Origin of the sequence: Rhodocytophaga aerolata, from assembly GCF_030503435.1 — a bacterium.
Lineage (GTDB): Bacteria > Bacteroidota > Bacteroidia > Cytophagales > 172606-1 > Rhodocytophaga > Rhodocytophaga aerolata.
Window position 1 is genome coordinate 87987 of the sequence record NZ_JAUKPO010000013.1, and the last position, 22478, is coordinate 110464.

16 protein-coding genes are annotated in these 22478 nt (G+C 39.3%); 10 read left to right on the top strand and 6 right to left on the bottom strand.

The window, feature by feature from the left end:
- Positions 1-24: 24 nt before the first annotated feature.
- Positions 25-1281 carry a DEAD/DEAH box helicase gene (locus Q0590_RS20540; RefSeq protein WP_302039477.1) on the bottom strand — a complete coding sequence of 419 codons (1257 nt, stop codon included), beginning with the start codon at positions 1279-1281 and terminating at the stop codon, positions 25-27.
- A gap of 555 nt (positions 1282-1836) precedes the next feature.
- On the opposite strand from Q0590_RS20540, the gene pgi reads away from it, so the two are divergent.
- Both pgi and Q0590_RS20550 read left to right on the top strand, forming a co-directional pair.
- Positions 1837-3492: a glucose-6-phosphate isomerase gene (gene pgi / locus Q0590_RS20545; RefSeq protein ID WP_302039478.1), complete on the top strand. Its 1656-nt coding sequence runs from the start codon at positions 1837-1839 to the stop codon at positions 3490-3492.
- Between the two features lie 205 nt (positions 3493-3697).
- The gene (locus Q0590_RS20550; protein WP_302039479.1) at positions 3698-5116 is read left to right on the top strand and encodes a sensor histidine kinase; all 1419 of its coding nucleotides are present in this window, start codon (positions 3698-3700) and stop codon (positions 5114-5116) included.
- 5 nt (positions 5117-5121) lie between these two features.
- On the opposite strand, the gene Q0590_RS20555 is transcribed toward Q0590_RS20550, so the two are convergent.
- Positions 5122-5628, bottom strand: a complete 507-nt coding sequence (locus Q0590_RS20555; protein WP_302039480.1) for a DUF4136 domain-containing protein — start codon at positions 5626-5628, stop codon at positions 5122-5124.
- Between the two features lie 373 nt (positions 5629-6001).
- Between Q0590_RS20555 and Q0590_RS20560 the strand changes: the two genes are divergently transcribed.
- The 3 genes from Q0590_RS20560 to Q0590_RS20570 all read left to right on the top strand — a co-directional run bounded on the left by Q0590_RS20560 (position 6002) and on the right by Q0590_RS20570 (position 10193).
- Positions 6002-6598 carry a Cj0371 family chemotaxis-regulating polar lipoprotein gene (locus Q0590_RS20560; protein WP_302039481.1) on the top strand — a complete coding sequence of 199 codons (597 nt, stop codon included), beginning with the start codon at positions 6002-6004 and terminating at the stop codon, positions 6596-6598.
- Between the two features lie 66 nt (positions 6599-6664).
- Positions 6665-7837, top strand: coding sequence for a glutathionylspermidine synthase family protein (locus Q0590_RS20565; RefSeq protein WP_302039482.1), 1173 nt, complete (start codon positions 6665-6667; stop codon positions 7835-7837).
- A gap of 118 nt (positions 7838-7955) precedes the next feature.
- Positions 7956-10193, top strand: a complete 2238-nt coding sequence (locus Q0590_RS20570) for a 7TM diverse intracellular signaling domain-containing protein (protein ID WP_302039483.1) — start codon at positions 7956-7958, stop codon at positions 10191-10193.
- A gap of 49 nt (positions 10194-10242) precedes the next feature.
- Here Q0590_RS20570 and Q0590_RS20575 read toward each other — a convergent pair whose 3' ends face one another.
- Positions 10243-11025, bottom strand: a complete 783-nt coding sequence (locus tag Q0590_RS20575) for a DUF4382 domain-containing protein (RefSeq protein ID WP_302039484.1) — start codon at positions 11023-11025, stop codon at positions 10243-10245.
- Positions 11026-11194: 169 nt separating this feature from the next.
- Between Q0590_RS20575 and rpe the strand changes: the two genes are divergently transcribed.
- From rpe to Q0590_RS20595, 4 genes are all read left to right on the top strand, one after another.
- Positions 11195-11863, top strand: a complete 669-nt coding sequence (gene rpe, locus Q0590_RS20580) for a ribulose-phosphate 3-epimerase (protein WP_302039485.1) — start codon at positions 11195-11197, stop codon at positions 11861-11863.
- Positions 11864-11869: 6 nt separating this feature from the next.
- Positions 11870-14299, top strand: a complete 2430-nt coding sequence (locus Q0590_RS20585; protein ID WP_302039486.1) for a TonB-dependent receptor — start codon at positions 11870-11872, stop codon at positions 14297-14299.
- 208 nt (positions 14300-14507) lie between these two features.
- On the top strand, positions 14508-15095 hold the full coding sequence (locus Q0590_RS20590; protein WP_302039487.1) for a penicillin-binding protein activator LpoB: 588 nt from the start codon (positions 14508-14510) through the stop codon (positions 15093-15095).
- Between the two features lie 78 nt (positions 15096-15173).
- Complete coding sequence (locus Q0590_RS20595; protein WP_302039488.1) at positions 15174-16619, top strand: COG3014 family protein; 1446 nt, start codon at positions 15174-15176, stop codon at positions 16617-16619.
- Positions 16620-16700: 81 nt separating this feature from the next.
- Here the strand turns inward: Q0590_RS20595 and Q0590_RS20600 are convergent, their stop codons facing one another.
- A complete protein-coding gene (locus tag Q0590_RS20600; protein ID WP_302039489.1) occupies positions 16701-17243 on the bottom strand; it encodes an inorganic diphosphatase in 543 nt (180 codons plus the stop codon).
- Positions 17244-17406: 163 nt separating this feature from the next.
- On the opposite strand from Q0590_RS20600, the gene Q0590_RS20605 reads away from it, so the two are divergent.
- Entirely contained in the window at positions 17407-18483 is a 1077-nt protein-coding gene (locus Q0590_RS20605) for an o-succinylbenzoate synthase (protein WP_302039490.1), read from the top strand.
- 55 nt (positions 18484-18538) lie between these two features.
- On the opposite strand, the gene Q0590_RS20610 is transcribed toward Q0590_RS20605, so the two are convergent.
- A complete protein-coding gene (locus Q0590_RS20610) occupies positions 18539-21148 on the bottom strand; it encodes an AAA family ATPase (protein WP_302039491.1) in 2610 nt (869 codons plus the stop codon).
- 409 nt (positions 21149-21557) lie between these two features.
- Positions 21558-22256 carry an SIR2 family NAD-dependent protein deacylase gene (locus Q0590_RS20615; protein ID WP_302039492.1) on the bottom strand — a complete coding sequence of 233 codons (699 nt, stop codon included), beginning with the start codon at positions 22254-22256 and terminating at the stop codon, positions 21558-21560.
- Between the last annotated feature and the right edge of the window lie 222 nt (positions 22257-22478).

Sequence of the window (22478 nt, forward strand, 5' to 3'; positions counted from 1 at the left end):
TTGCAAAACGATGCTTACCTAAAATTATTTGTTGGCATTTCTATTATTGGCTGGCTTACCGGAAGATTTCCCATTTCTTCGTTTTTTATGAAACCGTTTCTTTCCGTTTTCTGGAAACGAAGGTTTTTTACCCGGATCATACACCGGGCCTTCTCCAAGTTGTGCTGGCAAGGCAGGTTTTGTTACTTCCGTACCCATAAATTGCTCAATTCGGGCAAATTTGCGTATTTCTTTTTCATTGACGAAGGTTACGGCGATGCCGGTGGAGGAAGCTCTGGCAGTACGGCCAATCCGGTGTATATAATCTTCAGCATCGTGAGGAACATCAAAATTAATGACCATATCAATATTTTCAATGTCAATGCCTCTGGATAATATGTCGGTAGCTATCAGAATCTGGGTTTCCCGGTTTTTAAAGTTCCGCAACACTGTTTCCCGTTCGCCCTGCTCCAGATCTGAATGAATGGCTTTTGCAGCAAATCCGTTTCTCTGCAGGGTGCGTTCAACTTCTTTTACTTTTTGTTTGGTAGAGCTGAATATAATAATACTGGTAAATTCTTTTTCTGCCAGCAGATGGGTGATCAATCCGAATTTTTGCTGGTCGTAGGCCAGGTACGCTAACTGCACTACCCCGGCAGCAGGTTTAGAGATGGCAATATTTATCTGCTCAGGCTGAACCAAAATTTTATTAGCCAGTTCCCGGATTTTGTGGGGCATGGTTGCAGAAAAAAGCAACGTTTGTCTTTTTTTAGGCAACTGGCTCACAATACGCATAATATCTTCATAAAAGCCCATATCCAGCATACGGTCCGCTTCATCCAGAATCAGGTGTTCTAATTTGCTCACATTTACATAACCTAAATTGAGGTGAGCAATTAAACGGCCGGGTGTAGCAATAACAATGTCTGCTCCATTTACCAGGGCGTTTTTCTGCTGATCCCAGGAGGCACCGTCCCCACCACCATATACGGCCGCAGAGCTTACCGGAACGAAGTAGGCAAAACCTTCCAGTTGCTGATCTATTTGTAAGGCTAGCTCTCTGGTTGGCGCCAGAATAATTGTATTAATCTGATTGCTTTGCTGGCTCTGGGTAATTTTATCAAGAATGGGAAGTAAATAGGCGGCTGTTTTTCCGGTGCCAGTCTGTGCACAGGCAATCAGGTCTTTATTGTCGAGTATAGCTGGAATGGCTTGTTCCTGAATGGGGGTAGGCTTGGTAAAATTCATGGCAGACAGGCCTTCCAATACCTGTTCATGTAAATTAAATTCTGTAAAACTCAAGGTAAAGGCGGTTTATATACGGTTAATAATGTGTGGCAAGCAAGATACTTAAAAAGTAGTTTATGTACTAACGTGTTTAAAAGATTAGCTTCCAAGCTTTTGCATTTTTTGTATAAAATATCTTGAAAATAGTCTATATTCTGCAAACTAAACCTCCAATAGCGGCGTTATGATGCTGATAATGGTCATTATCGGCAGTAGCCCACAGCTCAGATTTTACTTGATCTCCGTCTATTGCTTATGTCTGGCTTTAAAGAAAGGAGGTACACGTGTCTAGTCCCAATCAAATTTTATCAAGTGTAATCAATGTCTCAAATTCTACAGGTGTAGGATTTTAAGTATCAATTGATTATACCTGTGATTTGAAGTTGAATTGATAAAATTTAACCGAGGATTTCGAAAATATCCGGTTTCCATCTTGGAGCCGGATATTTTCATTTTAAGCCCAAACTTAGAAGCTCTATCCGATAAAAAGTTTTTGTTTTAAAAGTCAATCATTCTTTGCTATTTTGACGCAGCATAATCAATGGTCAATTACAAAACTAGTTTATCCGTATGTTACCATCTATCAACCCAACGCAGACACACGCCTGGCAACAGCTAACTTCTCATTTTACAACAATCCAGCATACCCACATGGCTCAGTTGTTTAAAGACGATGCTAACCGGTTTTCTACGTTTTCCATCAAATTTGAAGATATCCTGGTGGATTATTCCAAGAATATAATGACCGAAGAAACCATGCAGTTGTTGGTAAAACTTGCCCAGGAATGTAAACTATCTGAATCCATTGAACAGATGTTTACCGGGCAAGTAATTAATGCCACAGAAAACCGGGCTGTGCTGCATACAGCTTTGCGAAACCGCAGCAATACACCAGTAATGGTAGATGGAAAAGATGTAATGCCGGAAATAAATGCCGTCTTAAAACAGATAGAACTCTTTTCACAAAAAGTAGTAAATGGCCATTGGAAAGGATATACCGGAAAACCAGTAACCGACATTGTAAATATTGGTATTGGCGGCTCAGACCTTGGCCCGGTAATGGTGACGGAGGCGTTAAAACCATATCAGAAACCTAACATTAAGGTGCATTTTGTATCCAATATAGATGGAACACATATAGCGGAGATTTTAAAAAAGGTGTCACCTGAAACTACCTTGTTTATGATAGCCTCTAAAACCTTTACGACGCAGGAAACAATGACCAATGCGCATACTGCCCGGAAATGGTTTTTGGATGCTGCCAAAGATGAATCGTTTGTTGCCAAGCATTTTGTAGCCATTTCAACCAATGAAAAAGCCGTAAAACAGTTCGGGATAGCCCCAGACAATATGTTTGTGTTCTGGGATTGGGTGGGTGGCCGGTATTCCTTATGGTCGGCTATTGGGCTCTCTATCGCTTGTACCCTTGGCTATGAACGGTTTACCCATTTGCTGGAAGGTGCTCATGCTATGGATGAACACTTCCGCACAGCCCCTTTTGAAAAGAATATTCCTGTATTGCTGGCCTTACTTGGTATCTGGTATACTAACTTTTTTGATGCGCAGACAGAAGCCATTCTTCCCTACGATCAATATATGCACCGCTTTGCAGCTTATTTCCAACAGGGAAATATGGAGAGTAATGGTAAATATGTAGATAGAGCTGGCAACGAAGTAAGTTACCAAACCGGCCCGGTTATTTGGGGAGAGCCGGGCACAAATGGACAGCATGCCTTTTATCAATTAATTCACCAGGGCACCAAACTTATACCTTGCGATTTTCTGGCGCCGGCCATTAGTCACAATCCCATCGGCGATCATCATAATATTTTGTTATCCAACTTTTTTGCCCAGACCGAAGCATTAATGAACGGCAAAACAGAAGAGGAAGTGGTGGAAGAACTGAAAAAGTCCGGAAAATCAGATGAAGAGATTCAGGTTATTACGCCTTTTAAAGTGTTTAAAGGGAATAAACCTACGAATTCCATTTTATTTACTAAGCTAACTCCCTATACCCTGGGTAGCCTGATCGCTATGTATGAGCACAAAATATTTGTACAGGGTATTATCTGGAATATCTTCAGTTTCGACCAATGGGGTGTAGAGCTAGGTAAACAATTAGCTAATAAAATTCTGCCAGAGCTACACGATGCTTTCCCTGTTTCATCGCACGATTCATCAACCAATGGTCTAATTAACGCATATAAAGAGATGCGAACCAAGTAAGTAGCATTTCGTTACGTTAATTTTTACGAAAAGAGTACATCCAAGGCAAAGTAAGTCAGTTACAGCCTACTTTATAGTATATTTGAAGGTGTGATACAAATGCCATTGAGGCTACTTACCAGATACCATAATTACCCGCCGCTTTCAATGGATGGCTTTTTCACAATAGGTGTGACGTTAACTAGTACTGATTTTTTTAATTCTAATGCGAAAAATACTAGCTTATTTTCTAAAAAATTATGAAGATGAGCCTTTTTCTGTCAAAATAAAAACCAGGGTTCTTATTAAATCCAATATTACTTGTGTGGCTGTGTTACTGCCAATCATAGGTATGCATATATTTTCCCGGGCACATGCCTTCCTGATCAGCACCGATCTGTTATTTGTAGCGTTGATGCTTGGCCCTTTTTTTCTGATCCGGAAAAGGAATTTCGAAGCGGCAGCAAACCTGATCATTTTTGGGGTGGCATTTGTTATTATCATGCAGAATCCGGTAACAGATCTTGTGTTTGATACGCCACATACGTATAACCGATGTCTGGAAACGTCTGTCCTTTTTATGGCCGCCATTGTACTCGTGGGCTTATTTGCTTACCAGAGCTATCAGCTGGTAATGCTGGTAGGTATAGCTTTAGCCGCTACCTTCGTTCACTACCTTATTTTAATCGAACGGTTTTACCAGGGACAACATAGTGCTGCTTCCATTACATTCATCGTTACGTATTTGTTTATCATGTTTCTTGCCGGATTGCTGTCAAAGTTTATGTTGGGCATGTATAACAAGATAATTTATATTGCTGAAAAGGAGTCCCACAAAGTAAAACTAGCTAATCAAACCTTGGAGCTTAAAGTAGCCGAAAGAACCCAGGAACTCGAAGTGCAGAATGAAGAGCTTAAGAAGGTAAATAGTGAATTAGACAGGTTTGTGTACAGTGTATCGCACGATTTAAGAGCTCCGCTGCTTTCTACCTTAGGATTGATTGAAATAAGCCGGAATGAAAAAGACGAGCAGGAAAAATACCGCTACCTGGAACTGATGCACAAAAGTATACGCAAGCTGGATAATTTTATCATCGATATTATCAATCTATCTAAGAATGCCAGGTTAGACTTACACCACGACTTAATTGATTTTGACAAACTGATACAGTCTGTGTTGGATGAACACTCTTATATTGAACAGTCTAAAAGTATTGAGTTTAAAAAGGATATTCAGCAAACCGGAGACTTTTATACCGACAGTAAACGGTTGTTAATTATACTGAATAACCTTATTTCTAATGCAATCCGGTACAGCAATTCAGAAATGCCCTTTGTGCAGATTACGGTGCAAGCCGACTTAGAGAAAGCAACTATTAAAATTTCTGATAATGGCATAGGTATTGGTCCGGAGCATCTGGAAAAGATTTTTCAAATGTTTTACCGGGCTTCTCAAAGCAAATCCGGTTCTGGCCTTGGATTATACATTGTAAAAGAAACTGTTCAGAAATTAAAAGGGACTGTACAGGTACAGTCCCAGGTAAATGAGGGCTCTACGTTTATAGTTGGGTTACCCTCTTTAAAAGCACATAAGCCTGAACAAACAAGCTATACCTTAGCAGACAAGCAAATTAACAGCTACTGATCTGTTTATCTACTGATTGCATCTGGAGAACTTTGGGCAAACTGGTCAAACAGTGATTTTACGGCTTGCTGAATCTTGGTCTTATCATGGGTAATTCCTTCTCCCTCCATAAATCCAGAAGCAAACCCTTGCCACAATAGTTTACCCGATTCTTTATCTATCAAATGTACCATTAAGGTTCCTGCTTCTACCTGATAACTTTTTGGCGTAGCAGGTTCAGGCACAGGTGTTCCATCCCAATAGGTATCTCCCATATCGCCTAAAGCACTGATTGTGGTGGGTTTATCAAAAAGGCGGAAATTTACTACCATATCTGGGCTATCTGCTGATTTCTCGTATCCTCTGCTTCCCAGTTCATGAGAAACAGCATTCCGTATATGTGCTTTAGCAATCAGGTCATTTACGAAGAACAGCCCTTCGTCCAGTTGATTATCTACCTGAGAGGCGAAAGCATAACTTTTAAATTGATCAAAATCTACATCTGTATTAGCATCTGACTGAACTACAGCCATTCGTTTGTTAGGTGAACAGTTTGTTAATAATGCAAGTAGTACTAACATAATCATTCCGAAAACACTTCTTCTCATCGTTACCTCCTTATTTAGTTTAATGGTTTATTTTATGTTGATATTAAAAATATTATATAATAGGTTACGCAAGTTTGAGAATTAGGTTATAAATCCTATAAAAAATGACAAAATTTGTGTTGTGACATATAATTTTATAAATGAATAATATTGGCATACTTTTCCAACTACCCATAGGTAAAAGCGTATATTGCATACATAGAAAGCAGGTTACTAATTTACCCTGTCAACATTAATAGGGCATGTGCTTTACAATAAGCAACAGCTTTCTAAGAGTATTCAAACAAACGTTTAAGCCATGATACAAAAACGAAAAGGAGCCTTCATCCGCAAGGTAAAAGATATAACAATAAGCAGCACGTTGAGCCTGGGCCTGTTAGGAACCACTTTATTTATGCAAGGCTGCGATAATAATGGATCGGCTGACAGTAATACAGAGGAGTATGAAGTAGCCTTTACAAAAGGTATGCAAACCCATATACAGGAAACAGAAAAAGGTGTATTTAAAATAACAGACGAAAAAGTAGTGGGAGAAGGCGAATCCAAAGCAATTGTTACCTTTTTGAATGGACAAACAGACACACTTTCTCTGGAAGCTGCTAAACGGATAGTTGATGCGGAAGGAAGTAACTGGGATGACAACAACCAACAAGAAGTAAGGCAAGGGAATTATGGAGGGGGGGGACTTAGCAGTGTTCTGATGTATGGTGCTCTTGGCTATTATATGGGAAGGTCTATGAACAGTCGGCCCAATCCTGGGTTTTATGCAAGCCCGGATGTATATAACCGGGCACAGCAGCACACATCAACTATACAAAGTTCACGGATAAGCAGACCTGTTAATAGCAGCAAAGGGTATTTTAAAAGCGGTTCCAACAGAAGTGTGGGTGCCTAACATTAATAAGGTTGAGGCAATTACTTGTTTCATAGTTTGCCGGTTAGCAATTATAGTTTTTCAAGTATGATTACATTAAAAAATTTGCCAGTTACCCCGGCAACGCAGCTCAGAAAAATTGGATGGGACTGGATGTTGGGGGTAGATACGTTACCTTATCTGGCTCAGGATGTTGTAGTAGTCGGTAAAGAGGAGGCAGAAGCCTATGGAAGTGCCGCAGAAAAACTATACGAGATGCTAATTGAGGCTGGGGAATATGTTATTGATCAGAACTTATTTGCACAACTAGGTATCCCTGAAAACATTACCGAATTAATCCGCTACACCTGGGAAGATGATAGGCACCTGCATCTGTACGGACGTTTTGATTTTAGCGGTGGACTAAACGGCCAGCCAATTAAATTGATTGAGTTTAATGCTGATACAGCTACTTGCATACCTGAAACTGCCGTAGTACAATGGGCACATTTACAGAGTAACCGCCTCGACGATTCTTTGCAGTTCAACACCTTATTTGAAACACTCACTACTAATTTTCGCCGACTCAAGAGTTTAAATACTGACCTGGCACCCACCTTACTGATTTCCTCAATGCGGGATAATCCGGAGGATGATACCAATGTTACGGTTCTGGGAGAGGCGGCTAAAGAAGCAGGCTTTACCGTTGCCTACCAATATATTGATGAAGTAGAATTTTCGCCGGAAGAAGGCATATTTCTTGAAAATGAACATGGTGAATTTCTTCAGTACAACTTTTGGTTTAAGCTCGTACCCTGGGAATACATTGCTTATGACGAACCAGACCTGGCTGCTGTATTAACACAAATGGTAAAAAATCGCAAAGCAGTTATCATCAACCCAGCTTACACCTTGCTATTTCAATCCAAAGGTATTTTGAAGATCCTATGGGATTTGTATCCGTATCATCCGTTATTGCTGGAAACTGACCATTATTCTCTACCGCATAAAGCGCATGTAGAAAAAGTAATGTTTGGAAGAGAAGGGGCCAATGTTAAAATCATTGATTCAAGTGGGAAAATAGTCCACGAAAAGCAAGGAGAATACGGCGACTATGGAAAAATTTATCAGGAATATACTGAATTTTTAAAAGACAGCTCAGGAAATTCCTATCAGGCAGGAGTTTTTTTCGCTTATGAAGCTTGCGCATTAGGTTACCGCAAAGGAGGGCTTATTATTGAAAATACCGCACAATTCGTCGGCCATATTATTCATGGATAGCTTATACAAAGAATAATCATTCAACAAACATAGTGGGTGTATGATAACTACGCACATTAATTAGACCCGGATAGAAGGATTTGCATATTTTGAAAAAAACGTATGCCCGGTTTAATTGATGACAAAACTCCTGCTTTCCTTCCTGTTTTTACTGTTTACACCCCTGTTGCTGCTGGCATCTGACGGATTGACCCTAGGTTATTCTGATTTCCAGGCTTCCAAACCTATCCGGCTTGCTTCTGCTATTGAGGTGGTAAGTGATCCGAAAGGTACTTTACTGATTGATTCTATTATACATCCTGCGTTTTCCTCCCGGTTTATATCCTTAGCCAAAACTCACATAGCAGACATTAGCCCAGTCTATTGGGTAAAATTCACTGTAAGAAATACCTCTGCCATTGCCCAGGAATGCAAACTAAGTGTACCCTTTGCCGACTATGTACATCTCTACTATCCGGATAATACAGGCGCTTATCATATGCAGTTTTCGGGCGATATGGTGCCTTTGAATAACCGGGCAGTAAAAACCGGAAAGTTGGTTTTTTTTCCTATATATCTGCCTGCCCGCAGTGTACAAACCTTTTATGTAAGGTGTGAAAGCAGAAATGCCATAGCCCAACAGTTTAAATCATTTACACTGCGAACCCTCAACATTTATCCACAACCTGTTTTTGAAGAAAATTTTGGTACGGCTCATCGAATAAACCAGGCTTTATTTTTTGGAGCTATGTTAATTATGCTCTTATATAATCTATTTATATTCAGTACATTAAAAGACATAACTTATTTGATGTATGTTGGCTATACCTGCATGCTGATTACTTTTGTGGCATCTAATGACGGATTTATTCTCGAACTGTTTCTTCTCAATAAGCCTCACCTAGATTTGTACATTCGGTTTATTTCTACGCCTGCCCTTATTTTCTTGTATTTACTGTTTAGCAAAAGTTTTTTAAAACCTCATCAGTATGCTAACAGATGGACAAGGCCCATAAATGGGTTGCTCTGGGTATTGCCCTGCATTATGCTTAGCATGTGTCTGGGATACTGGCATATCGGGCGAAGTCTGGCAATTATTTCAGCAATTATTAGTTTTTTGCTTATTCTAATCGTTTCTTTCAAGAGCTTAAAGGAAGGGTATACACCTGCTAAATTCTTTCTGATTGCCAATATTCTACTTATTGCTGGTGCTACGCTTTATGCTATAGACCGTTTTTTCAATACCAGTCAAAACCTGGTAATCCAATATGGGCTACAGTTGGGAATCATCTGTGAGGTAGCTTTCTTTTCATTTGGTTTGGCGGCACGTATTAATTTAACTCAACTAGAGCTTAAAGACCAAATACTTGAAAATGAACGTCTCGAAAAAGAAAAGGAGATAGGGCTTAAAAGAGTAATCGAAGAAAAAAACCGTGAACTCGAAGAAAAAGTAATAGAGCGGACGGCAGAAGTGGTTCACCAGAAAGAGGAAATTCTGACGCAGAATGAATTGCTTTCCCTGAATTACCAGCAATTAGAAGCAGCACAGCAGTTGATAGAAAAACAAAACCAGGCACTGGCGTCGGCGAATACTAAATTAGAAAAAGCGGTAATGATGCGGACAAAAGAACTGCAAACAGCCAACGAAGAATTACTTAAGTCTAATCAGGAGCTGGATAGATTCATCTACCGGACTGCACATGACATAAAAGGACCGTTAGCCAGATTAATTGGCTTAAGTCATGTGGCCTTATTAGATGTGCAGGATGGCCTATCTTTGAGCTATCTGGAAAAACTGAATTTTGAAGCTAACTACCTGAATTATATTCTTTCCAGGTTATCGAGTATCTACGAAATAAACCATAAACAACTTGCCATCAAGCCAATCAATGTTGAAGAATTAATCCATCGTACAATAGATCAACTAAAGTTTGTAGAGGGGTACTCCCAAACTACCTTAGCTGTCGAAGTGTTGCAACAGGTCAACTTTTCTTCTGATGAATATCTGCTTACCTTTATTTTACAAAACCTGCTGGAGAATGCTATATTTTTTCAACAGAAAACAAATGAGGTGGCTCACCAGGTTGATATACTAGTTAGAAAAGAGGGAAGTAGTCTTTTGATTTTCGTACGAGACAATGGAACTGGTATACCTTCGGAGGAAGCCGCTACTATTTTTGATATGTTCAGTAAAGCGGCGGGAAAATATAAAACCGCTGGCATGGGCTTGTATATGGCCCAACTTTGTGCGCATAAATTAGGCGGAACTATTCAATTAGTAAAGAGTGAACATGGAGCTACTGAATTCCTTGTAAAGCTACATCTGATGATACGGAAACCCACAGTCAAGAAATGGCCTAGTCTATTGGAAAATTAAAAAAGCCTGAACTTGAAAATCAGGCTTTTTTAACCGGGAATTACGTATTTTATTTATACGTATGTGTACCTATATCGGTAACTGCTCCAATGCTCACATTCACCTGATCAGCTGTTTCTGTTGGCCATTCGCCACCTCTGTCAAACACAACTTTATATGTTCCGCCAGGTAGTCCTTTTATTAAAAAAGCCCCACTAGCATCTGTGTAGGTTCCAACTGTATCTATGCCTGTAATAGCGTATACAGCCGCCTGTTGTATAGGAGTAACGCTTCCTTTAATTGCACCACTTTTTGCTTCCACGATGGTCCGGATCACCGGTTTTAAATTATAGTTTCCAGAAGAGCCTGTTTGTACAACCGATTTAGCTGCATCAAAATCAAGGAGTATAGTATAAATAATCCCATCCTGCAATGTAGTATTTACCTTTAGTTTCAATCCGGATTGTTGAGAGGAAGGAGTTTTAAGTGCATAAGTAGTTCCATTCACTTTTACTGAATTCTTGTTTCCGAGGATCAATCTGATCTGTGCAATTTTACCGGCAGGAATCACCTCCGAGGCTAAAAGTGTATCTAGCCCATTGGTAAGTTTGAGTAAATCATATACACCTGCTTGGGTATTTTTCAGCCGCACCCAACCGGCTGTTTCATCCGAAGTATCACTAGAGTTAATTTCAATGCCTTGTAAATCAATATATACGGCTTCATAATCTCCCGGAGCATCTGTCAAGCGAACCTGCAGGGTGGCTTTTCCAATATTCTCCTGATCTTTATTGCAAGCAGCCATGCTCAATAAACAAAGTGCAACTAAGAGAGCAGAAAAGTTCTTTTTCATAATAAAGTCTAATTTTATTCAACTATGTATTCCGCGGCTAATTTGAACAGTAACTAACAAATACATGGGTAGAAATAGGTTAAGCCGTAAGTTTCCAAAGAAAAATACTTGCCTAGACTAGGCACTGAGCTGTATAGGAGCCCTATAGAAAAACATGTATATTTACCGGATGAAACTACTTGTTGCTCCTTCCATTCTTTCAGCAAACTTTGCCAATCTGGAGAAGGATATAGAAATGATCAACCAGAGCCAGGCAGACTGGATTCACGTAGATGTGATGGACGGCCATTTTGTACCTAATATTTCATTTGGAATGCCCATATGTGAAACTGTCAGCAATATTGCCCGGAAACCACTGGATGTGCATCTGATGATTACCCATCCGGAACGGTATCTGGAAGCATTCCGGAATGCAGGTGCACAGCATATTACGGTACATTATGAAGCTTGTACCCACCTACACCGCACACTTACCCACATTAAAGAACTGGGTTGCAAAGCTGGCGTTGCCTTAAATCCACATACACCGGTGCAGGTGCTGGAAGATATACTCACTGAAGCGGATATTGTGTTGCTGATGTCTGTAAACCCAGGCTTTGGTGGGCAAAAATTTATTCCACAAACCTACCATAAAATCAGTAAACTTAAACAATTGATAGCTGCAAGCCGCACCCAGACATTGATAGAAATAGATGGGGGAGTTTCAACGAGTAATGCAGGATCATTGCTTGCAGCAGGGGCCGATGTGCTTGTAGCCGGCAGCTTTGTTTTCTCTTCCAGCAATCCTACCCAAACTATATCCGATTTAAAAAATACAGTAGTGCAATACAATGTTTAATTTTTCATGCAAGTAACATACGGCTTTTGGGGGCTACTCCTAGGAATACTTCTTCTGATTCAACCTGCGTATGCACAACAAGCCGTATTCCAGGGTAAGGTATTAGATAAGGAAGGCGTGGCTATTGTTGCAGCTTCGGTCCGGGTGCTGGAACTTTCCATTGGCGTTGCTACAGATACTGCTGGAAATTTTCGTATGCAGGTGCCTGCAGGGAAAGCGTTTACTTATGTATTCTCTCATATCGGATATCAGGAAAAACGCTATTCTTTCACTCTGACAGTGGAACAAGTATTTGATTATACGGTTCGACTTACTGATAAAACCCGTATGCTTAGTGAGGTTGAAGTAAAATCCGGAAAAGTGATTAGGCTAAGGCCAGAAATCAGCATCACTAAAATTGATCCGCAAAACGTAAAAACACTCCCATCTGCTTTTGGAGATTTTAATAAAATGTTAAGTACTCTTCCTGGGGTAGTTAGTAATAATGAGTTATCATCTTCCTATTCCGTCAGAGGAGGCAATTTTGATGAGAACCTGGTGTATGTTAATGGCATAGAAGTTTACCGTCCATTTCTGGCAAGGTCTGGGCAGCAAGAAGGTCTGAGCTTTGTAAATCCGGATCTGGTGCAGGATGTTGAATTTTCTTCTGGTGGCTGGCAAGCTAAATATGGCGACAAATTATCATCCGTTCTAAATATCTTATACAAAGAGCCGGAGAAGACTTCTGGCTCACTGACCGTTGGGTTATTGGGTGGGGCTGCGCATGTACAAGGCATTAGTAATAACAAGAGAATTGCCTATGTTGCCGGGGTCAGGCAGAAGCAGTCGCAATATTTGTTAGGCACCCTGGATGTTAAAGGAGAATACCTTCCCAGTTTTACAGATGTTCAATCCTACATTACGCTTGATCTTTCAAAAAGGAAATCATCTTCTGCTGAAGAGTTGACTCCCAAAACATCCATTGGTATTCTGCTATCCTACGCCAGAAACAGGTATTTCGTAAAACCGGTAAGCCGGGAAACCTCTTTTGGTACACGGGAGCAGATCTTGAAACTGTTTGTTGCCTTTCAGGGGCAAGAATTATTGAATTATGATATGTACCAGAACGGAGTAAAGTTTACTCATCAGCCAAACCGCAGACTTACGCTAAATATACTGGCATCTGCCATGCAAACAAGTGAACGGGAGTATCTGGAAACAGATGGATATTACCGTTTATGTGATGTAGACGTTGCCATTGGATCTAATAGATTTAATGAGTGTATTGCTACAAGAGGAACTGGCGGCCTATATACGCATGCCCGTAATAAATTAAGAGCAAGTATATTAACTATTGAATCCAGAAACAGGTACGAACTCAATGTTCGCAATTCATTTGAGTGGGGCGCTAAAATTGGACATGAACGGATTAGTGATATACTGGATGAATACTCTTTTACAGATTCGGCGGATTACGTTCGGATCAATGAATTACTGTATACAGATATTAGTCTGAGAACATGGCGGTATAGTGCCTATGCCCAACATACCTTTCTTTTAAACCCGCAACACACTATTACATATGGCTTCCGGCTAGGATACTGGAATCTGAATAAACAGTTTTTAGTAAGTCCAACGGCACAGTATTCCTACAAACCCGGTTGGGAAAAACCGGTAATTTTTAAACTGGCCGCTGGCATCTACCGGCAACCACCTTTTTACCGAGAACTCCGTAGCAGAACTGGACAACTTACGCCTTCTTTAAAAGCCCAGAGTTCGCTGCACCTGATTGCGGGAGCTGAGCGCATCCTTAAACTATGGAACCGAGATTTCCTGTTAACTACTGAACTCTATTACAAATCTATCTGGGATGCTGTGGCTTACGATGTAGAAAATGTACGTATCCGCTACTTTGCCAATAATAACACGAAAGCTTACGCCATGGGAGCCGATGTCCGGTTGAGTGGAGAATTTATAAAAGGCGCAGAATCGTGGTTCAGTATGGGTATACTCAATACACGGGAAGACCTAGGGTTTGATACCCAGGGTTTTGTTCGCCGCCCTACAGATCAACGGCTTACTTTTGGTGCCTTTTTTCAGGATCACCTACCTAGAAATCCGACAATACGGGTATATCTAAATTTGATATTTGGCACCGGGTTGCCTTTCAGCCCTCCACAGACCTTACAATACCGTTCTTCCTTTACTGCTCCACCTTACAGACGCCTGGATATGGGATTTTCTAAAGTTATTACTATAAAGGACCGGTCTAAAGGTTTGGGCAAGTATACTGAATCTATATGGCTGGGAGCAGAAGTGTTAAATGTAATTGGTGCACAAAACACCATTTCCTATACCTGGATTACAGACATACAAAACCGGCAATATGCAGTTCCCAACAGGCTGTCTGCAAGGTTTATAAATGTCCGTGTAATAGCCAGATTTGATAAGCCCTAATTATTGATCTATATTCAGCTACGGAGTTTACCCTGTACCTACTTACCGTCTTTCATTCGGTTAAACATACAATTTTCTCTGTTCCTGTAGATTACTTTCATAGGCTTTATCCCGATTTTTCGTGATTTTATCAAGAATTGATTTTAAATAGGTTACTTAGGTATCAATTTTGAATCAAGAAAAGCAAGACAATATTCTATTAACTCGTATGAAAACTATAATTAAATTATCCAGTATTGCCCTATTCCTAATCATCTTCGCAAGTTGCGCCAAGCGTACGGTAACCCGTGTAAGTCCTGATCAACAAATAGATCTAAGCGGACGCTGGAACGATACGGATTCCAGACTGGTAGCCGAAGAAATGGTGAAAGATGCCATTAATCGTGCCTGGCGTTCTGATTTTGTTAATAAAACAAATAAAAAGCCAGTGATGATTGTAGGAGTTATCACCAATAAAAGTCACGAACACATAGAAGCTGAAACGTTTGTTAAAAATATGGAACGTGAGTTTATTAATTCTTCTACCGTTCGGGTAGTGCAAAATGCAGAGTTCCGTGAGAAAATGCGCCAAGAACGTGCAGACCAGCAAGAGTTTGCTTCGCCAGATACACAGAAGAAGTGGGGCCGTGAACTGGGTGCCGACTACATGATGTTTGGAAACATCAACTCAATTGTGGATGCAATCAACAAAAAGCAAGTAACCTATTATCAGGTAAATCTGGAGCTTGTTGACCTCGAAACAAATGAAAAGGTATGGATAGGTGAGAAACAGATTAAAAAATATATAACCAACTAATTAGGAGTATGAATGAGTAGTGAATAATGTTTGCTCAAGTTTATATCTATTGAACACTAGCTTATAATAAAACAGACAATGAAATTCCCGGGTTCTTTTTATAGAAATAACAAACATTTTGTATCCATTATTCTTTATTCATTCATTCTTTTCTTTTGCACTTCCTGCCTTAATTATTACAAGTCCATCTATACGTTTAACAGCAACTTTGAGCAAGGTAATTTTAAAGAAGCTGCCAATGCGCTAGATAAAGATAAGAAAGCGGAAACCCGTAAAACCAGGCTCATCTACTATATGAACCGGGGTGTAGTTGAATCCATGCAGGGAAACTATGAAGCAAGCAATGCTTTTTTTGAAAAGGCATATCTGCTAGGAGAAGATTTGCAAGTAAACTATTTCAACGAAGCTGCCTCCTTTCTACTCAATCCGAATATTGTAGATTACAAAGGAGAAGACTTTGAATTGTTGCTCATCAACTATTACAAAGCTCTCAATTACCTGAAAATGGGGGATAAGGAGAAAGCGTTGGTTGAATGTAAACGGATGGATATTAAATTGAGCAAACTCAGCAGTAAATACACCTCCGATAACAAATTCCAGCGGGATGCTTTTATTCATACATTAATGGGTATTATATACGATGCCAATGGCGACGCCAATAATGCTTTCGTAGCCTACCGGAATGCCCTTGAAATATATCAGACAGATTACCAGAAATTCTTTCAGATGCCAGTGCCACAACAGTTGAAAGAAGATTTGCTTAGAGTAGCGTATGAAAACAATTTTCTCGAAGATTTACATCGGTATGAGAAAGAGTTTAACATGAAATTTACACCCGATAAGGGAAAAAAAGGCGATTTGGTATTTCTATGGCATAATGGCCTTGGCCCGGTAAAGGCGGAAACCAGTATCAATTTTACGCTGATGCGAGGGCAAGCAGGAGTGGTAAATTTTTCTAATGAAGAGCTCAATCTGAATTTTGCTTTCCCGGTGGATGACAGTACCTATTATAAAAGTGGCTTAAGTCAGCTGGAACTAATCCGTATTGTTTTCCCAAAATACATAGAACGGCCAACATTATATTCGCATGCTGAGCTAAGCTGGAATGAAGAAGTAGCTAATCTGGATATGGTGGAAAACGTAAATGCAGTTGCCTTTAAAACGTTAAATCAACGGATGGTATGGGAGGTAAGCAAATCGCTTTTACGCGTAGCCATGAAAAAAGCTTCTGAGTATACCTTGCGGAAAGAAAATCAGGAAGCAGGCGCATTACTAGGGATTGTGAACGCCATAACCGAGCAAGCAGATACGCGCAACTGGCAGTCTGTTCCTCACAGCATTTATTACACCCGTATGCGGCTACCTGAAGGTACTCAGGAAGTAAAGTTTACAACAAAGGCCATAGCTAGCGGTAAACCAGATCAGAATTTTACATTTACTTTTGATATAAAACCTGGCGAAACTATTTTTCATACGTTTAGTTCATTAGAAACAGCTTCCGGTTTTGCTACTGCTTTACGGTAATGCAGGAGTAAATAATAAGCAATTGCTATCTAATTAAATACTATAAATAATAAAGGCACCCTTTGTAGAGTGCCTTTATTATTACATATCAGCGATACCTTTCAGGAAATTGAGTTTTAATGTTTTTTTGTCCTGAAAGCGGACCTGGGCATCTTTAATAATCTGGATAGCGGCTTGTTTACTATCCCAGCCTTCAATACCCACTTTTTTCTTTTCTAATTCTTTATATATCTGAAAGAAATGTTCAATCTCTTTTTTTAAGTGTGAATTTACTTCACTCAAATCGTCAATGTAATTCCACATAGGATCGCTTACTGGTACGCACAAGATCTTTTCATCAGGTCCTTTTTCATCATACATTTTGAATAGGCCAATTGGCTTCACTTCTATCAGACAACCTGGAAAAGTTGGTTCAGTTACCAAAACCAAGGCATCAATAGGGTCGCCATCAAGACCTAAGGTTTCAGGAATAAAGCCATAATCGCTGGGATAATGAACAGAGGAAAATAGCATTCTGTCGTAGCGGATCATTTTCCTCTCCGGATCGTATTCATACTTATTCCGGCTTCCTTTAGGAATTTCCACAACAGCATCTATCGTGAAATAATCATGTTTATCTTTCATACTAGTAGCGTTTGTCGCTTTAAAATATATATTGAATCAAAGTTAATTAAACGGTTTTGATTGTGGAAAAGCTAGATCAATAATCACCAAATGTTTATAAATTTTCATAGTTTCGTTTAATCAAAAAGCAAGTCCTGTATTTTACTCGTAAACTCTATTATATATGTTCATCAAGGCTGATTATCAAAAATATACATTACACTTCAAGTTTGAAGCTGGCACTTCCAGAGGAGTATTAACTCAGAAGGATACCTACTTTGTTAAAATATGGAATAGAGATAATCCCCAGGTATACGGAATAGGGGAATGTAGTGTTCTGAAAGGCTTAAGTATAGATGATAAAGTAGATTATGAATCATATCTAGCAAATATTTGTGCTGAATTAAGTGATTTTGAGTTTAGTGGAGATATAAGCGTTGTTCTAAATGAATTGATAGGAAACCAATATCCAAGTATTCAGTTTGGCATAGAAACAGCTTTACTGGATTTACTAAATGGTGGAAACAGAATTATCTATCCTAGCCCTTTTACCGATGGAAAAGCAGGAGTTCCCATTAATGGTCTGATATGGATGGGAGCAGAAGACTTTATGCGGCACCAAATTGATCTAAAACTAGAACAGGGGTATACGTGTTTAAAATTGAAAATTGGTGCATTAGATTTTGCAAAAGAATGTGCTTTACTCGAATACATCAGAAGTAGATATAGCCCTGAGCAGGTAACTTTACGGGTAGATGCCAATGGTGCTTTCTCTACAGAAGAAGCTTTACAAAAATTAGACATACTTTCCCAGTTCGAGTTACATTCAATTGAACAACCTATCCGGCAAGGCCAGGTAAAGTTTATGCATAGGCTTTGCAGGCAAACACCGCTACCTATTGCACTCGATGAGGAACTCATTGGCGTAATGACATATAAAGATAAGGCTTCGCTCTTAGATGAAATTACACCTCAATATATAATTTTAAAGCCTTCTTTGCTAGGAGGGTTTCAGCATAGCCTTGAATGGATAAAATTATGCGAGGCTCGGCAAATTGGATGGTGGATTACATCTGCTTTAGAATCCAATATTGGATTAAATGCTATCAGCCAGTTTACAGCTGTGCAGCAAAATACTCTACCTCAGGGATTAGGAACCGGGCAATTATATACCAATAATATAGACTCTCCTTTGGAAATAGCTTCTGGCAAATTATATTATACCTTGGATAACAGGTGGAAGTTACCTTCTTTCATTTAAAGAAAAAGGCTGCTGTTCAGTGAACAGCAGCCTTGGGTGTGAGTGTTGGAATAGTTTATTTAGATAATTTAAACCCTATTCCTCCGGTAGCAGTTTTGGTATCTACCTTCAGCTCATTTAAATCATCGATCGATAGTGTATGAATCAGTTCATCGGTACGCATTTCTCTTTCAATGGAGGCCATGCGTAAGTGTTGTTTTTTTACTGCGCCCTGAATAATCTTACGCACTGCCCGGGCATTTCCGAAGAATTTATCGCGGTTCGAATAAATGTTATCCAGATACAATTTCAGGTGCTCATTTGCTGTTTCATCGGGAGTAAGATGTTCGGTTTTTAACATCTGTACGGCCACCTGATGCAATTCTTCTGCGGAGTAATCGTCAAAATGTAATACTTTATCGAAGCGGGATTTTAACCCAGGGTTGGCTTCCAGGAAGTAGTTCATGTTGCTTGGATAACCGGCGGTAATTACAATAAACTCACCCCGGCGGTCTTCCATTTGTTTTAATAAGGTTTCTATGGCTTCCTTACCAAAATCATTATCACTACCACTTAGCAAGGAATACGCTTCATCAATAAAGAGGACGCCACCAATGGCTTTATCAATCATTGCCTGTGTTTTAATGGCTGTTTGTCCGATAAAACCAGCCACCAGGGATTGTCTGTCGCATTCAACCAAGTGGCCACGTTCCAGAATACCCAAGGCTTTAAATATTTTAGCCATAATCCGGGCTACAGTTGTTTTACCTGTACCAGGGTTTCCAGTAAAGACGGTATGTAAAGAGAACTTATGAATTACATCTTTACCAGATTCATTGTAGAATTTTACCAGTTTTACCAGTTCGTGCAATTCATTTTTAACATTAGCTAATCCAACCAGGTCGTTCAGTTCCTCCATAGATTCCAGAAGCTGTCTTTCATCAATCTTAATGTCTGGCAGTTCTCCTTTGGTACCTTTGAACATCTGCTGAATATCCGTCAGTTCAATGGTTTTCAGTTGATCCTGGGTTAGAGTACTCAAGTCGCAGGAGCGGATTACCCGCAGACCCATATTCATTTTAGCTTCTTCTACCCATGCATTTACAAGTCTTGCATTACCAAACGCTTGGTTTCTGTTCCTATATGCATCTATGATTTTCTCATACAGATAGGCTCTGGCTGTTTCAGCAAATTCTATATTCTTTTGCTCAGCCTTCATCATAGCAATTTCCATTAATTCCTGAGGCAGATAATCCGGAAAATGATAACTCAGGTTAAATCTGGAACGCAAGCCTGGGTTAGAATCCAGAAATACCTGCATTTGTTTAGGATAACCAGCCACAATAATTGCTAGATCTCCAGGTCCGTCAGACATCTCTTTTAGAATTACTTCAATAGCTTCGCGTCCAAAATCCTGTTCATCATTCTCGCTGCGCATCAATGAATACGCTTCATCAATAAATAATATACCTCCTCTTGCTTTCTCTATAACCTCTTTTACCTTCGGAGCCGTTTGGCCAATGTACTTACCTATCAATTCAACACGGCCAACTTCCATTACAGTACCTTTGGTTAGTAAACCCATTTTGTGATAGATTTTACCTAACATCTGGGCAACAGTTGTTTTACCTGTACCAGGATTTCCGGTAAATACAGTATGCAAACTGATTTTATTATTCTCTTCGAAGCCTTGTTTCTGACGAAGTTGTAAGAACTTCAGGTAAGAAGTATAATCATTTATTTTGCTCTTAATATCTTTAAGGCCAATCATATCGTGCAGATTGGTCATTACTTCTTCAATGGACTCCTCGGTTACCTGAGGGGCAGAAACTTTTGCCAAAGGCATCATGGAATGACTACCACCCGCATATACTTGGGGAACGCCTTGCACCCAGGATTCGCCAACTTCAAAAGGAAGGATAGCTATCAGGGTATCCATAAATACAATTTCAAGCGTGTATTTATCTTTAAACCAGGTGTTTTTATCGGTAGCTCCCCATCCTGTAGTGACACTAATCAAGTTGTTTGCAGGATCAGTAGAAATCAAACTCAGATAGGAGGTACTTCCTTTTAATTGACGGGCATCGTTGTAGAAATTAAAAAACAACTCGCAATGCCAAGGTTCTACATGTAAATTTTTAAAGTTGAATTCAGCAAAAATATATCTTGTTTCTGAACCATTAAATTGAGTATAATATTTACGCTGTTCTTTAGGCACTCCGTCATAGCCGCCTTCATACATTTTAATAGAATCGAAGTTGAAATACGGATTACTGTCATTGCTTACCAAACCACCTTCCGTAACATAGAATTTTCTATTTCCAACTAATTTGCCATCTATATATGCTTCCCATTCATATGCACCTTTTTTCCAGAACATACCTTGTTCGGCCATACCCCAGCTATTGCGGGCTAGTACTATGTTTTCTTCTTTTCTTATATGTCGGTCTACCTTCAGCGAACAAAGCTCTTCTTTGGTACCATTAGGTTTTATTGAATAAGCTTTAAAGCCTAATTGTACACTCCAGTCCTCTTCGTCGAATAGCTTATTATAAAACGACAATTCGCAGTAGATATAAGTGGTTTCTTTGTTCTCAAAAACACGTCTGTATTTTTTAGAATCACCCTCAAACGTTTCTGTAGAAGCATACGTTTTGAGATCTCTGAATTTGTATTTGATTTCCAATGTGAAAACAGTCTTTGATTTCTAATAAAATAAAATTAGCCAGGTTTATTTATAGATGCCTGATTAATTCTGGCAATTAATTACATATATCTTTTTTTTAGCAAATAAGATGCAAAATTTGTAGCAGTAGAAAGTTTCATTCATTAATAGGTATACAATTTGTATAAATATATGCTAAGAATCAGCACAATACCTTATTTAGCAACGTATAAATATTTGTTATTTTTGTTTGATACCCATATAAAAGTATAAAATAACAGGAATTGTAATGCGCTTAATTTTGTAAAAACCAGATTTTGAAACTATTTCTTTTCATAAATTACGCAAACTAGACCTAAAAAAGAGCAGAATAGTCAATTAGCCGTTTACCTTTTATATAACTTTTTTTTAAATGTAAACAACTTTATAGCTAATCTGTCGCATTATGTAGCAGTTGATGAGCAAGCCGCGTCAATCCGGTACTGGCCATTTCTTCAATAAAATGCAGATTTGGCTGTTGAACTACTGCAGGAATTTTTACATCTACAATGTATTTGGGCACTTCTGCAGCTACATAGTTTAAAAGTCCGGCAGCAGGATATACTGCTAGAGAAGTACCTACTACAATAAACAGATCTGCCTGGGCAACTTCTTGGATAGCCTGTTCCATCAAAGGGACCATTTCACCAAACCATACAATATGCGGTCTAAGCTGTGATCCCCTCTCACAGAAATCACCTATATTTAACTCCCAGCCATCTATCGTATAAACAAGGGAAGGGTCTAGCGTGCTTCGGGATTTGAATAGTTCACCATGCAAGTGAATAACATTTGATGAGCCGGCTTTTTCATGCAAGTTGTCTACATTCTGCGTAACTATCACCACATTATATTTTTCTTCTAACTGCGCCAAAGCCAGGTGTCCCGCATTGGGTTGGGCTGTTAATCCATTTTTCCTCCGCTGGTTATAAAAATCTAACACCAGTTGTTTGTTTTTGCTCCAGCCTTCCGGTGAGGCAACTTCCATTACATCATGCCCTTCCCAAAGTCCATTAGCATCACGAAATGTAGCAATTCCGCTTTCTGCACTTATGCCGGCTCCAGATAAAACAACAATTTTTTTTCTCATTGCTCAAAAAGTAATCATAATTCCGACCTCTCTATTTTAAGTCTCCCACCGAAATCTTACAAAGTTGCAGGACAGCAGTGAAATATGTTCGCTAATAAAGCTCGGCAGGTCGAAGTATTAAATAAACTAAGCTTGTTACCAATAGAACTAATTTACTAAATATACATAAAAATAGTAAAAAATAAAGGATGTCTACTTTTTTAGACATCCTTATAAAGATAA